Source organism: Caenispirillum salinarum, from assembly GCF_044803115.1.
Lineage (GTDB): Bacteria > Pseudomonadota > Alphaproteobacteria > Rhodospirillales > Rhodospirillaceae > Caenispirillum > Caenispirillum salinarum_A.
In genome coordinates, this window is the sequence record NZ_CP085224.1 from 3,300,037 (window position 1) to 3,314,645 (window position 14,609).

Below are 14,609 nucleotides of genomic sequence, written 5' to 3' on the forward strand. Positions count from 1 at the left end.
CCAGACCGCTTCCAGCCCGTGAAACAGGGGAGGCACCGCGCGGTGCCTCCCCTTTCTTCTGCCCTTCGCCCCTCGGCGGCGCTTCAGACCCCACGACGCCGGGCGGCGGCGCCCAGGCCCAGGAGACCCAGCGCCACGCCCAGCAGCGACAGCATGCCCGGCTCGGGCACCTGCGCGAGCTGGAACGGAACGCCGGGCGACCCCGGATTCTCGATGGGCAGCGTCGGATCGCCGTTGCCGGGATTGTCGGGACGGTTGTCCAGGCCCGGCGGGTCCGGCGGCGTGACCTGTGCCGCCGGGGGCGGATTGAAGACCACTGGCTCGGGCCCGCCGTTCTCGCCCTGGCCGCCGCCGCCGGCGCCCGCACCGGCGCCGGTCTCTGTGCCGGGCCCTTCCGGAGTCTCCACCGGCGGCGCCGCGGGCGTGAAGCCGGGCGCGGACGGGCCGCCGCCACCACCGCCGCGACCGAAGCCGCCGCCGCCGCCAAAGCCGCCACCGCCACCCCAGCCGGCGCCTCCGCCACCGCTTCCACCGCCCCCGCCTGAGCGGAAGCTGTAGGACCCGCCGGAACCGCCCAGGCTGAAGCTGCGCGCCGAAGCCTCGAGCCACGAGAAATCGTCCGACAGGCGCGCGAGGCCGCCGTTGGACGCCACGAGCGCGGTGCCGCCAAGCATGTCCGGCGCCGGCGGCGGCTCGGGCGGCAGCGTCAGATAGCCAAGGCCCGAGATGCGTTGGCGCGCCCAGTCGTCCCACAGGTCGTCGGACAGCGCGCTGCGGGACGGCAGGCGCAGGACCTGAGCCGTGCTGCCGGGCTCCAGCAGAGCCAGCGTCTGGGCCTCGGCCGTGTCGCCGGTGCCGCTGCCGACATGCGCCACGGCCCCGGCAACCAGGGCAAGGCCCAGCACACAGGCTCCCGAACCGACAACCCAAAGCGTCCGACGTTGCATCCTGATCCCTCCGATACGGTGGTGACGAGCCCTTGGGCGGCCCTTTGTTCGTCCCCTGCCTTGCAGGCCGCGTGCCAACTGCTGTGACCGTGCGGAAACAAGGACGCCTCGATCCTTTTGGTGACATGGGCCTGTCAAGCGCTCCGACGCATTTCGGCGTTACTGGAGACATTTCGGCGCGGCATCTTCCGCTGCCGGATGCGCGCTACCCCGTCCGACCCGGACAGTGCGGCACGCCTGTCGGCGCGGCGCAGCAACATGCGGATGATCCACCACCTACACCATCGGAACCCGCGGGCTCCCTTGGTTTGGTGCAGTGCGACACCATTCTTCGGCGGCGGCCTGTAAGGTCGGGCCGCAGCCGCGATCCGCTGGCAGAGGCCGCGCCACGTCTTTCGGTGAAAATCGATACGTCAACCGGGGAAAGCCGCCGTCCGGCGCAGCCGAGACATCCGGCGATCGGAAAAATCATCAAGCAAAAACAGACGCTTGACGTGACGCCGCAGGGTCTTCACGCGCCGTAGGACGCACGACCTTGGACGCAGGTGCGGTGTCCGTCGCTTGGCTGTAAAAACATCCGACATCCGCCGGAGGGACAGGGCATCATCCCAGCCTGAGGCGCCACCGCGGTGGAGCCTCGGCGGCCCTTTGCGCAAAGGAAAACCGGCGCCCCTTGCGGAGCGCCGGTTTCCGTAACTTTCGCAGGATCGAAAGGCGTCGGGATTAGCCGACGATCTCGACCTCGGCGAAGAAGAACGACACCTCGCGGGCGGCGTTTTCCAGGCTGTCGGAGCCGTGCACGGAGTTCGCCTCGATGCTCTCGGCGAAGTCCTTGCGGATGGTGCCCTCGGCGGCGTTGGCCGGGTTGGTGGCGCCCATGATCTCACGGTTCTTGGCAACCGCGTCCTCGCCCTCGAGAACCTGCACCACGACCGGGCCGGACATCATGAAGGTGACCAGCTCGTTGAAGAACGAGCGCTCGCGGTGCACGTCGTAGAACGCCTCGGCCTGGGCCTTGGTCAGCTGGATGCGCTTCTGCGCGACGATGCGCAGGCCGTTCTCCTCGAACCGGGCGTTGATCTTGCCGGTCAGGTTGCGACGGGTGGCATCGGGCTTGATGATCGAGAGCGTGCGTTCGATAGCCATTGCGGTATCCTTGGGGTCTGTTATGCGGCCAGCGGCCGGCAGCCCTGGCGCCGCGCCGCCCGGAACTGCGGGAACGACTCGTGCGCGGACTTGCAACCGGCCGCAAACGGTGCGCGGTTATAACGGAGCCATTCCGCCCTGACAACCGTCAATCCGTTACGAATTGTCCATATCGCCGTCACCGGGGCAGGAAGCGGATGGCGCCATACCACGCGCGGGCCTCGGCATCCCGGTCGTCGCAATCGGTCATGATGGCGACCGCGTCGACCTCCTCGGGCGCCGACCCGTGAAAGCGGCGGAAATCCTCGGCCACGTCGCGGCGCTCCGTCACCCAGGCGCCGGGCTCGGGCGGCGGGCCGGAGCGCACGGCCACCATGTGCGCCTGGCTCGCATAGGCGTTCTCCCAGTCCGCGCCTTCCGGCGCGGCGCTCGCCCAGACGTAGTTCACGGCGCGGCTTCGCCACGGCAGCAGGCCCCCGTCCTTCACCACATAGAGGCGCGCGGGATAGTCGTCGCCGGCCTTCGTGTCCTCGGCGGGCCCGTCTGCGGGAAAGGTCTCGTCAACCCGCCAGGACCATTCCAGCACCGGCGTCTCGCGCAGGTCGATGGGCCGTTCCAGGAACAGGCCCGAGGCGGCGTCCCGGCAGGTCGCCCGCACGGCCACCCGGCCCTGAACGGCGTCCAGGGCATAATCCGTCTCGCCCTGGAAGCTCTTGGCCTGCCACTGCATGATGTCGGCGGGCTCGGCCGTCACCGCCAGCGCCGGCGCGGTGGTCAGCAGCGGAAACAGGGAAAGCAGGGTCGGCAGATCGCGGCGGGACATGGGCACCTTCCCTTCCTTCATTCGGCGGCCGAATTGTTCCGGCGGCGCTTGTCGGGCGTCCTGGACCCGGGCGTCCGGCACTCGGCGCGGAAGGCACGGACCAGCGCGACACTTGCCACCACCAGCAGGACGGACATGGGCAGTCCCAGCGAAATGGCGGCATTCTGCATGGCGGTCAAGCCGCCGAGCACCAGCAGGATACCCGCCACTGCGCCCTCGGCACAGGCCCAGAAGACGCGCTGCGGCTTGGGCGGATCGGGATGTCCGCCGGAGGTGACCATGTCGTCCACCAGCGAGCCCGAATCCGACGACGTGATGAAGAATATGATGATGACAAGCGTGCCGACGGCGGTGGAGACCGTCGCCAGCGGCAGATGGTCCAGCGTCGCGTGCAGAGAGATGGCCGGCGTCTCGATGACCCGCTGGGCAAGGTCCACGCCGCGCTCGATCTCCAGGCTCAGGGCAGTGCCGCCGAACACGGCAAACCAGGCGAAGCTGGCGGCGGTGGGCACCAGCAGCATGGCGGTCACCATCTCGCGCACGGTGCGCCCTCGCGAGATCCGGGCGACGAAGACGCCGACGAAGGGCGACCAGGAAATCCACCAGCCCCAGTAGAACAGCGTCCACGTCGCCTGCCAGCCGCTCGGGTCCTTCAGGTCGAGGCGCAGGCTGGTGACCGGCAGGGTCTGGAGATAGATGCCAAGGCCGGAAACGAAGGTCTCCGCGATGAACAGCGTCGGCCCGGCGATCAGCACGAACAGCCACAGGCCGCCCGCCAGCCACAGGTTCGCCATGGACAGGCGCCGCACGCCGCCCTGCAGGCCGATCACCACCGACAGCGTCGCCACCGCCGTGATGCTGGCGATGATGATGAGCTGCATGGTGACATTGCTGGGGATGCCCAGGAACCGCGTCAACCCCTCGTTGATCTGCATGGCACCCAGCCCCAGCGACGTCGCCACGCCCAGCAGGGTGCCCACCGTGCAGAGGATGTCGGTGGCATGGCCGACGGGGCCGTGGATACGGTCCCCGATCAGCGGATACAGGACAGATCGCGGTGCCAGCGGCAGGCCCTTGCGGAAGTGGAAGAACGCCAGCCCCAGCGCCAGGATCAGATAGATCGCCCAGGGGTGCAGGCCCCAGTGGAAGAAGGTGTAGCGCAACGATTGGCGCAGGGCTTCGGCCGTGCGCGGATCGGCGTCGGGCGGCTCCAGGTAGTGGGTCAGCGGCTCCGCCACGCCCCAGAACACCAGTCCGATGCCCATGCCGGCGGCGAACAGCATGGTCAGCCAGGCGATGGTGCCGAATTCCGGCCGCTCGTCGTCCCGCCCCATCCGCAGCCGCGCATGGCGCGACACGCCGAGCCAGATCGCGAAGACCAGAAAGCCCGTGGCCGCCAGCAGGTAGTACCAGCCGAACAGATGGGAAATCCCGGTGCGCAGGGTCTTGAAAATGGATGCGGCGGTGTCGGTGTACAGACCGCCGAACAGGCAGAACGCCACCACCACCGTCGCCGAACCGAAAAAGACGGTCGGCTGCATCTTGGAGGTAAGCCGGGCGAAGGTGATCTTCCGCATGGTCGCTCAACGCCAACGGCGCGGAGCAGTTGCGGAATGTCACCGCTCCGTCTACTCCACCTCGCGCCGTACGACCCAGAGCATCAGGCTGTGCGGGTCCAGGATCACCGTGTCGCCTTCCTTGCCGGTTTCCATGGGCTCGCCGCCCTTTTCCGCGAACGCCGGGTTCTTGGCCGTGTCCACCAGCTTGAGCCACGGCCGTCCGCCGTGCGGCGCGCCCGATGGCAACACATGCTCGATGGCCTGGTCGGAGGCGTTCATCATCACCAGGAAGGTGTCGTCGGGCTCGGGCTCCCCACGTGGGGTCAGGTGGAAGTTGCCGGCTTCGCCCGACAGCACGAAGCGCAGCGTCTTGGCGTGGCCGTCGCCCCAGTCGTCCTCGGTCACTTCCGTGCCGTCCGGGCGCTGCCAGGTGATGTCCTTGACCTCCGTCCCCGGAATGATGCGTCCGTGGAAGAAGCGGGAGCGGTGGAAGACGATGTGGTCGCGCCGCAGTTGCACCAGCCGCCGGGCGAAGTCCAACAGGTCGTGGCCTTCCTCGTCGATGCCCTCCCAGTCGACCCAGCTGATTTCGTTGTCCTGGCAGTAGGCGTTGTTGTTGCCGCCCTGGCTGCGGCCGAACTCGTCGCCGGCCACGATCATGGGCACGCCCTGGGAGAGCAGCAGCGTCGCCATCATGTTGCGCATCTGGCGCCGGCGCAGGTCGCGCACCTCGGGATCATCGGTCGGCCCCTCGACGCCGCAGTTCCACGAGCGGTTGTCGTCGCTGCCGTCGCGGTTGTCTTCCTTGTTGGCCTCGTTGTGCTTGCCGTTGTAGCTGACCAGGTCGCGCAGGGTGAAACCGTCGTGGGCGGTGACGAAGTTCACCGACGCCCACGGCCGACGCCCCTGGTGGTCGTAGATGTCCGACGATCCCGACAGGCGCGAGGCCAGGTCGCCGATGCGCCCCGGCTCGCCGCGCCAGAAGTCGCGCACCGTGTCGCGGTAGCGGTCGTTCCACTCTGCCCAGCCCGGCGGGAAATTGCCCACCTGATAGCCGCCGAGCCCCGTGTCCCACGGCTCGGCGATCAGCTTGGCGGCGGACAGCACCGGGTCCTGCGCCACGGCGTCGAGGAACCCGGCATGGCGGTTGTAGGGGCCTTCCACGCGGGCAAGCGTCGTCGCCAGGTCGAAGCGGAAGCCGTCGACGCGCATGTCCTCCACCCAGTAGCGAAGCGAGTCCGTGACCATGCGCAGCACGTAGGGGTGCCGCAGTTCCAGGGCGTTGCCGGTGCCGGTGAAGTCGTTGTAGTACCGCTCGTCGCCATCCATCAGGTAGTAGTAGGACCGGTTGTCGATGCCCCGGAAGCACAGCGTCGGGCCCATGTGGTTGCCCTCGGCGGTGTGGTTGTAGACGACGTCCAGGATCACCTCGATCCCGGCATCGTGCATGATCTGCACGAAAGTCTTGAAGGCACGCGGATCATCGCCCGGCAGGTAGTCCGGGTGGGGCGCGAAGAAGCCGATGGAGTTGTAGCCCCAGTAGTTCCGCAGTCCCCGGTCGATGAGATGGCGGTCCTGGATGAAGGCGTGCACCGGCAGAAGCTCCACCGACGTCACGCCCAGTTCGCGCAGGTGCTCGACCACCGACGGATGGGCCAGCCCCTCGAAGGTGCCGCGCACGGGCTCGGGCACCTCGGGATGGCGCATGGTGAAGCCGCGTACGTGCATCTCGTAGACGGTGGTTTCGTGGGCAGGCGTCGGCTCCTTGGGGTTGCCCCAGGTGAAGGCGGGGTCGACGACGCGGCATTTCGGCATGAAGGGCGCGCTGTCGCGGGTGTCGAAGGACAGGTCCTCCTTCTCGTCGCCGACGACATAGCCGAACAGGGCGTCGTCCCATTGCAGGCCGCCGTGAAGGGCCTTGGCATAGGGATCGAGCAGCAGCTTGTTGTGGTTGAAGCGGTGCCCGTTCTCCGGCTCGTAGGGGCCGTGGACGCGGTAGCCGTACAGCGCGCCGGCGCGGACGTCGGGCAGATACCCGTGCCAGATCTCGTTTGTGTACTCGGGCAGTTCGACACGGGCGATCTCCTCGCGTCCGTCGTCGCTGAACAGGCACAACTCGACTTTTTCCGCGTGGGCGGAAAACAGGGCGAAATTCGTGCCCGAACCGTCGAAGGTCGCTCCCAGCGGGTGCGGGGAACCGGGCCAGACACGGGGGGTGAACGACGCCATGGACAACTCCGGGAAAACGCGGTGGGACCAAGCCCTTCAACGGGCGGCGGCGGCGCTGCGTTTCGGCGCGTCGCATCCGAGGCACCCGCCCATGTTGCGGCGGGCGCCCCGCTTCACCATCATGACGCGCCTTGTTGACAGGGAGAACCCATCAAATGGACATGATCGACCAGGGGCCGAAGGACGCCCCGCTGACCGTCGCGCTCGCCCACGGTGCCGGCGCGGCCATGGACACGCCCTTCATGGACACCATTGCCGAAGGCCTGGCGGCGGACGGCTGGCGCGCCGTGCGGTTCGAGTTTCCCTACATGGCCCAGCGCCGCGCCGGCGGCTCGAAGCGGCCGCCCGACCGCCAGCCCGTGCTGCTGGACACCTGGCGCGCCGTCATCGCCGGGTTGGGAGATCCATCGCGGATCGTCATCGGCGGCAAGTCCATGGGCGGGCGCATGGCGAGCCTGATCGCCGACGAGGCCGGTGTGGCGGGGCTGGTGTGCCTGGGCTATCCGTTCCATCCGCCCGGCAAACCCGACCGCCTGCGCACCGCGCACCTGGAAACGATCGAGACGCCCACGCTCATCTGCCAGGGCACGCGCGACACCATGGGCGGCCGCGACCTCGTGGCGGGGCTGCGGCTCTCGCCGGCCATCCGCCTGCATTGGGCAGAGGACGGCGACCATTCCCTCAAACCACGCAAGTCTTCAGGCCGTGACAACGTGGTGAATCTGGCCGAATGCGTGACGGCCATCACCGATTTCCTGAGGGAACTGAAGATGTAAACCTCTCACGTTTCTGATATAAAGTGGTGTATGAGTACGTTTGGCGCGGATGCACACCACCATCCGCCCGCGCAACCTGAAGGGGGACCAACGCGCATGACGGCAGGCTTCCGGGCAGTGCCGGACGAAGGACGCGACACGGGCCGCACGTCGGCCCACGATGCTGTCGCGCTGGAGCTGGCGCGGCGTGACCGCTGGCCCGTCGGCCGCATCGTCCGCCAGTCCATTCTCCAATGCCCGGGCCAGACTCCCGTCGCCGCCGCCGCACGGATGATGGCCGATGCCGCGTGTTCGTCGATCATCGTCACGGAACGCGGCACACCCGCGGGCATCTGGACGGAGCGCGACGCCCTGGCGCTGGACCTGACGGACCCCGCCACGCTCGCCCGGCCGGTACGCGACCTGATGAGCGCGCCGATCCGCACCCTGCACCAGGACACCACCATCGAGGACGCCATGCCCCGCTTCCGCGAGGCGCGGCTGCGGCATTTCCTGGTGGTGGACGATGCCGGCACGGCCGTCGGGGTGCTGTCGCGCACCGACGTGGTGCGCAACTCGGGCCTGCATGGATACCTGACGCTGCGCACGGTGGGCTCGGTCGCCAAGCGCCGCCCGCTGAGAGTGCCGGCGACCGACACCGTGGCCGCCGTCGCCGCCGCCCTGCGCAATTCCGAAGCCGAGGCCGCCGTGGTGGTGGAGGCCGACGGCAAGCCCTACGGCATCGTCACGGAACGCGACATCCTGCGCCGCGTGGCAGGGCGCGACGTCGCCCGGCCGGTGCGCGAGATCGCCAGCGCGCCCATCCTGTCCATCGCCGAGGACGCGCCGCTGCTGCACGCGCAGGAAATGATGGAGGCCAACCGCATCCGTCACCTGGCCGTCCAGTCCGGCGATGACGACATCCTGGCCGTGCTGTCGTTCACCGACATCCTGACGGGCATCGAGGTCGACTACCTGCGCCACCTGCAGGAGGCCGTCTCGCGCCAGGTGCAGGCGCTGGAGGCCGGCAAGGCGCGGCAGGACAGCATCCTCAGCCTTACCCAGGAAGGCTATGCCGAGACCGACAGCCACGGCCGCATCACCGACTGCAACGCGGCCTTCGAGCACCTGCTGGGCATCGGCCGCCACGGCCTGATCGGCCTCCCCCTTCCCGCCCTGGCCGAAGGCGACGCGGCGCGCAAGCTCGAGGCCGGCTTCGCCGTCGTGCGCGCGGCCGAGGGCGCGCCGCATCACACCTTCGAGACCGACCTGCGCCACCACGGCGGCGGCCTGCGCCACGTCCGCATTTCCGCCACGGTGCTGCGGGACGATGCCGGCAACACCACCGGCGCCTTCGCCTTCTTCTCCGACCTGACGGAGCTGCGGGCCGGCGAGATGCGCAACCGTGCCCTGGTGGAACAGCTTCGCCAGTCCAACGAGGAACTTGAGGCTTTCGCCTACATCGTTTCCCACGACCTGCAGGAGCCCCTGCGCATGGTCGCGAGCTACCTGCAGCTCGTCGACCGGCGCATCGGCGACGCCCTGGACCCGGAAACGCGGGAGTTCATGGCCTTCGCCGCCGGTGGGGCGACGCGCATGCAATCCATGATCACCGACCTGCTGGACTATTCGCGCATCGACCGCAAGGGCCACGCCTTCGAGGACTGCGACGCCACCCTGGCGGTGGAAAGCGCGGTGCGCCGCCTGGATGCCACCCTGTCCGGTGTTGACGCGCGGGTCACCTGGGACACGCTGCCGACGGTCAAGGCGGACTTCCCGCAGTTGGTGCGCCTGTTCCAGCACCTGATCGACAACGCCGTGAAGTTCCGCGACCCCCACCGCGCGCCGCGCGTGCACATCAGCGCCGAGCGGGTAACCACCGACCACGGTCCCGGACATGAAACCGACGGGCCCGCCTGCGCGCTGCCGGCCTGGCGCTTCTCGGTGCACGACAACGGGATCGGCATCGAACCCTCTTTCGCCGACCGCATCTTCCAGATGTTCCAGCGCCTGCACGCCCGCGGCGCCTACGGCGGCAACGGCATCGGGCTGGCCATCTGCAAACGGATCGTGGAACGCCACGGCGGCGTGATCGGCGTCGACTCGCGCCTGGGCGAGGGCAGCACCTTCCACGTCACGCTGCCCGATTTCCCGACACAACCGGAGGATAAACCGTGAGCGAGCGCATTCCCCCGCATGTGGACTCGGGCGTCGCCGCCCTGCTGGCAGAGGCCCCCGGCGGGGGCGTGGTCAAACGGTCCGTCACCATCGCCGGTCACCGGACCTCAGTCTCTCTGGAGGCCCCCTTCTGGGATGCCCTCCAGGCCATTGCCCGGTCGGAACGCACCACCGTCACCGCCCTGGTGACCGCAGTCGACAGCCGCCGCGATCAGATGGCCGGCAACCTGTCCAGCGCGCTTCGGGTGTTCTGCCTGCGCTGGACCCAGAGCAAGGCCGGCACCCTGGACTAGCCCGTTCCACCGGCGACGCCTCCACGCCCTCCGGCCGCCGCCCCCGTCGCGCCCCTTTCCCCACCCTACCGGAACAGCATGTCCTTCAGGGCATCGCGCAGGACCTTTTCCGGCTTCTGCTCGGGCGCCTGTTCCTTCTGGGCCCCGCCGACCTCCTCTTGAAGCAGCTGCCGCACGGCATCACGGGCGCGCGCCTCGGGCTTTTCCGCCGGCGCGGCGCCATCGCCGTCCTGCGCCTGACGCCGGGTGCCGATGATCACGTCGGGATCGTCCAGCGGGCCGCTCACGCGCACCGGAATCACGTCGGGCAGCGACACCGCCCCGCCCAGAAGCTGCGTCACCGCGTTCTGCGCCAACTGCACGCGCCCCTGCACGTCCAGCGTCCAGGGCGGCAGCGCCACGGTCCCCGCCAGCGTGCCGTCGTAGAGGTTCGACTCCAGGCCCACCGGATCGTCCTCGGCGAAACGCACGACGCCATCCTCCACCATGAAGTCGCCGGTGACGTCGACGCCGTAGCTCTCCCCGCCCAAACCGCCACCCAGGCGGTCGAGCAGCCGCAGCGGCGCCAGGATGGCCGCCAGCGCCGAACCCTTGGGATCGCCCTCCACCCGGCGCATGTCCACCTTGCGCAGCGCCAGCCGCCCCGAGCCGTCCAGGCTGGACACCAGCGCGAACGCGCTTTCGCCGGTGGCGGCGACGTCCACCGAGACATCCATGCGCCCGCGCGCCGACCGCTGTCCCGCAAGCGCAGTCAACGCCGCCCCCACATCCATGCCGGAGAGGGTTGCGGAAAGGGCTGCCGCCGCCCCGCCGTCGCCGGCGCGGGCAAGCGAGCCGCCCAGCGTCAACGGCCCGCCGAACAGCGAGCCGGTCAGCGACGGCACCTCCAGCCGCCCGCCGGCGAGAACGGCCGACAGCTCGGCGCCGCTCAACACCCAGTCCTCATGGGACAGAGCGCCGGCGGTCAGCGCCAGATCGACGTCGGCGGCGTCCAGGACATCCAGGTCCAGCGGCTCCCGCGACCATCGCGGCGCCCCGTCGACCTGGGCCGGCGCGGCGGTCGGGCCATTCCCCCGCGGCGCCGGTCCGACGCGCATGGAGGCCGGAACCACGCCCGCCTGGCGCTGCGCCGGGCCCCGCCATGCCGTCCGCTCTGCCGGCAGGAAGGCGTCGAGCGGCACGTGGTCGGCGTCCAGCGTGGCGGAAACGCGAGGACGCTCGCCGCCGGTCTCCACGGTCGCCCGGCCGGTCAGGGTGGTGGGACCGAGGCGCAGGGTCATGTCTTCCAGCCGCACCCCGTCGGCCGAACCGGTGGCGCGGGTGGTCAGGGACAGCGGCCCGAGGCCCGTACCGCCGCGCGGCTCGTAGGTCACGCCCAGGCGGCGCAGCAGGGTCACCACGCTGCCGTGGTCGGCGGTCAACGACAGGTCATAGGCCGGCGAGGCCCCTCGCACGTTCCGCAAAGTGCCTTCCGCCGAGAGGGAGCCGCCGGCGAACTGGTTGGAGGACCGCAGCGACAGCGCGTCCAGCGAGCCGTTCAGCGTCGCCGACAGGGCCACCGGCGCCAGCTGGTCCGGGTCAACGGGCAGCGTCATGTCCAGCAGCCGCGAGATGCGGCCGGGATCGTCGGCGGCGACCGCGATGCTGAGGCCGTCGAAGCGCGGCTCGCCGCCGAAGCCCGACAGCCCGCCGCCCACGCTGACGGTCGCGCCGGCGATCTGGCTGAGAACGGTGTCGCCGAAGGTGGCGGTGCCCTCCAGCAGGGTCACGTCCAGGCGGGCGTCGCGCACTTCCGTGTCGCGCCACGTCAGCATTCCGGCGCGCGCCTTGATGTTGGCGTCGAAGGTGTTGAGCACGCCCAGGCCGGCGAACAGAGGGGGCGCGCCTGGCTCGGCGGTTTCGCCCTGCGGCGTCGGCTCCGCGGCGGGCGCGGCGGGCCGGGCGGGTTCGGACGGCTCGGACGGGCCTGGCATCGCCGCGCCGGGGTCGGCCAGGTAGGCGTCCAGGTTCAGGCTGTCCACCGACAGCGACAGACCGAAGGCGGGCCGGGCGCCGGTGGTCCGCACCGCCGCCGCGCCCTGATAGGTGGTCAGGTCCAGTTGTCCCTGCAGGTTTTCCACCACGATCTGGGCCGCCGTGCCGGTGACCGCCGCCGTGGCGGTGAAGCGGCGCAGGCGGTCGGCCGGCACGTCGCCGACCGTCACGCCCAGCCATTCCAGCAGGGCCCGCAGGTTGCTGGACTTCACCTCGGCGGTGCCGTCCAGGCGCGCGGGATCGGCGCGGGTGTTCAGGAAACCGAAGCCGTTGACCTCCGACGAGCCGGGCAGAAGGGCCTGGACCTGGTTGAAGGTCACCTCGCCGTCGGCCAGCGTGGCGTTGATCCGGGCCGAGCGCACCAGTCCGCCGCGCCAGGTGATGACGTCGGCTCCGACATCGACGCTGCCGGTCAGGTCCGGCGGCAGGTCGGGCAGCAGGCCCCGCTCGCCGCCCGCCGCGGGCACCGGCACCACTGGCGCCGTATCGCCGGCGGTGGCGGCGGCCGGAATGATGGCGCCGGCCTGCCGCGATGCAGGCGCACGGGAGGGCGGCGGCGCCAGGCGCGCTTCCTTGAGCAGGGCGTCCATGTCGATGCGGGTGAAGGCCAACGCCACGTCGATGCTGGGCGCGCCGGCCAGGCTGGCCGAGACGCCGCCGGTGCCCTCGGTTTCGCCGAGGCGCAGGGTCATGTCGTCCAGCGCCACCTGCGTCGGCGACGCCGTCAGCGCGCCGGTCAGACGGAACGGGCGGTCCAGCGGCGCCCGGTCCGGCACGCCGTTGAGCGCCGCCAGGGTGCGCGACAGGGACGGGCTGGCAACGGTCATGTCGCCGGTGAACGACGGGCCCTCGCCGTCCGCAAGTCCGGCGATCCGGCCCTGCATCTCCATCTCGCCCCCGGTCTCGGGCAGGCCGAGAGTCAGGAACAGCGATGTTGCCGGGTCCTGCGGCCCGAAGCGCCCGGTGCGGACCGTGGCCGCCAGTCGTGCGCCGCGCAGGGTGGCTTCCAGGTCGCCCGCGAAGGGGCCGCGCAGGCTTTCGGCGGCGACGCGCCCGTCGATGTCCTCGATGCGCAGTTCAACGCCGGCCGCGTCGCGCCACAGGACCGCGCCGTCCTCCACCACCAGGCTGTCGAGCGCCACCTGGAAATCGTCGGCCACCGCTTCCGCCTGATCGGTCACCGGCGCGCCGTCCGGGCCGGGAACCGCGCCGCTGGCGGGCTCCCCTTCCGCGCCCGACACACGGCCGGAAACACGCCAGTTGCCGCTGCCGTCGGGCAGCACCTCCAGCACCACGCGCGGGCGCACCAGGCGCACCGACTCCACCCGCACCTCGCCGGCCAGCAGGGGCCCGAAGGCAACCCGGACGTCCAGGTCGTCCACCCGCACCATGGGCTCGTCGCCGCCGGCGAGGGCGTTGGCGAAGGTGACGCCCGAGGCCGAGAGGGTGGGCGTGGGCAGGAGCGACAGCGACAGGTCGCCGGCGATGTCCAGATCGCGTCCCGTTTCCTGCTCCACCCAGGCGGTGATGCGGTCCTTGTAGCGGTTCCAGTCGATCACCGACGGCGCCACCAGAACGCCCGCAATCAGCAGGACCAAAAGGACGGCGATCCCGATCAGGGCTTTCTTCACGACAGGGCTCCGGTCTCTCATGCGATTCCAGGACGTTACTCCGTCCCGCGTTTGGGGGAATTGTAGCCGCCCGGAGCGCGCTCTCCTACCTTGGGGATCACGCACGCCGAAAAAAGAGGGCGACCCGCCGCGCGGGCCGCCCTCGAAGGGCAATCAAGGAGTCTTGATGCTCGATGATGATGAAGGCCGGCGCGGCGAAAATTGGGGCCTCCGGTCCGGCCGGCCTTCATGCGCGGTCACGCCCCTCGCCTGAGCGACGAACGCGCCACGCCCCGTGACCCGCTCCCTGCCGCAAGTACGGCCCGGAAGGCGGGTAATCCTGCCGCGAACGGAGGGGTGCGCACGCTCAACGCCCGGCCGCCGTGCGGCGGTCGGAGTCGTGGCTCATGACATGAAGGATGACATTCGTCCGCCGCGCAGCCGCGACAGCCGCGGCGCGGGCCCCGGAATGCGGGCCATGACATGTTCCCCCCTGTTCGGGCGCGTCCGGACGTTTTTGTTGAGGTGCCCGGTCCGCAGTATCCGTTTCGTCCGCGGCCTTGTTCGCCCAGCCGCGCGAGCCCCTGTTTCGAGGCGGAGGCATGATGCCACGGCGCGACGGCCCGAACAAAGAAAATCCACACCGATTGTCGGACTACCGCACCGCCGGCGTGGCGCGTCCGAAAGAGACGGGCCGCCCCAAGGGACGGCCCGTTTCCGATGCGACGGCGGTGCCGGTTCTAGTCGAACAGGCCGCCGCCCTCGTCGTATTCGCCTTCGTCGTCCTGGGCCTGCTCGTACAGGTAGCCGGCGCCGGCGCCGGCCGCGCCGCCCACCAGGGCCTCGGTCGCGCCGCCGCCGGCGACGCCGCCCACGGTGGCACCCAGGCCGGCACCTGCGGCGGTGGCTTCCTGGGTCTCGTTCATACCGGCACAGGCCGACAGTGCGACGGCACTGGTCGACAGAACGGCAGCGATCATCAACTTACGCATGGTGAAGACCTCCTAGCGTCTGTTTTATGACCGCGAAACGAAA

General features: G+C 70.1%; 10 protein-coding genes. 3 read left to right on the top strand and 7 right to left on the bottom strand.

Annotated features, from left to right (window positions below):
- Positions 1–83 precede the first annotated feature (83 nt).
- From LG334_RS15135 to glgX, 5 genes are all read right to left on the bottom strand, one after another.
- Positions 84–947 carry a PEP-CTERM sorting domain-containing protein gene (locus LG334_RS15135; protein ID WP_404379282.1) on the bottom strand — a complete coding sequence of 288 codons (864 nt, stop codon included), beginning with the start codon at positions 945–947 and terminating at the stop codon, positions 84–86.
- A 723-nt stretch (positions 948–1,670) separates the two neighbouring features.
- Entirely contained in the window at positions 1,671–2,093 is a 423-nt protein-coding gene (ndk, locus tag LG334_RS15140) for a nucleoside-diphosphate kinase (RefSeq protein ID WP_404379283.1), read from the bottom strand.
- 178 nt (positions 2,094–2,271) lie between these two features.
- Entirely contained in the window at positions 2,272–2,916 is a 645-nt protein-coding gene (locus LG334_RS15145) for a DUF3047 domain-containing protein (protein ID WP_404379284.1), read from the bottom strand.
- A gap of 17 nt (positions 2,917–2,933) precedes the next feature.
- Positions 2,934–4,493 carry a BCCT family transporter gene (locus tag LG334_RS15150; protein WP_404379286.1) on the bottom strand — a complete coding sequence of 520 codons (1,560 nt, stop codon included), beginning with the start codon at positions 4,491–4,493 and terminating at the stop codon, positions 2,934–2,936.
- Between the two features lie 51 nt (positions 4,494–4,544).
- Complete coding sequence (glgX, locus tag LG334_RS15155) at positions 4,545–6,704, bottom strand: glycogen debranching protein GlgX (protein ID WP_404379287.1); 2,160 nt, start codon at positions 6,702–6,704, stop codon at positions 4,545–4,547.
- A 155-nt stretch (positions 6,705–6,859) separates the two neighbouring features.
- Between glgX and LG334_RS15160 the strand changes: the two genes are divergently transcribed.
- From LG334_RS15160 to LG334_RS15170, 3 genes are all read left to right on the top strand, one after another.
- Complete coding sequence (locus LG334_RS15160; protein WP_404379289.1) at positions 6,860–7,480, top strand: alpha/beta family hydrolase; 621 nt, start codon at positions 6,860–6,862, stop codon at positions 7,478–7,480.
- 96 nt (positions 7,481–7,576) lie between these two features.
- Positions 7,577–9,637: a CBS domain-containing protein gene (locus LG334_RS15165; protein WP_404379290.1), complete on the top strand. Its 2,061-nt coding sequence runs from the start codon at positions 7,577–7,579 to the stop codon at positions 9,635–9,637.
- Entirely contained in the window at positions 9,634–9,930 is a 297-nt protein-coding gene (locus LG334_RS15170; RefSeq protein WP_404379292.1) for a ribbon-helix-helix domain-containing protein, read from the top strand. The genes LG334_RS15165 and LG334_RS15170 overlap by 4 nt, the downstream gene beginning before the upstream one ends.
- 65 nt (positions 9,931–9,995) lie before the next feature.
- Here LG334_RS15170 and LG334_RS15175 read toward each other — a convergent pair whose 3' ends face one another.
- Both LG334_RS15175 and LG334_RS15180 read right to left on the bottom strand, forming a co-directional pair.
- Complete coding sequence (locus LG334_RS15175) at positions 9,996–13,595, bottom strand: AsmA family protein (RefSeq protein WP_404379293.1); 3,600 nt, start codon at positions 13,593–13,595, stop codon at positions 9,996–9,998.
- A 719-nt stretch (positions 13,596–14,314) separates the two neighbouring features.
- Positions 14,315–14,566: a hypothetical protein gene (locus LG334_RS15180; protein WP_404379295.1), complete on the bottom strand. Its 252-nt coding sequence runs from the start codon at positions 14,564–14,566 to the stop codon at positions 14,315–14,317.
- Positions 14,567–14,609 lie beyond the last annotated feature (43 nt).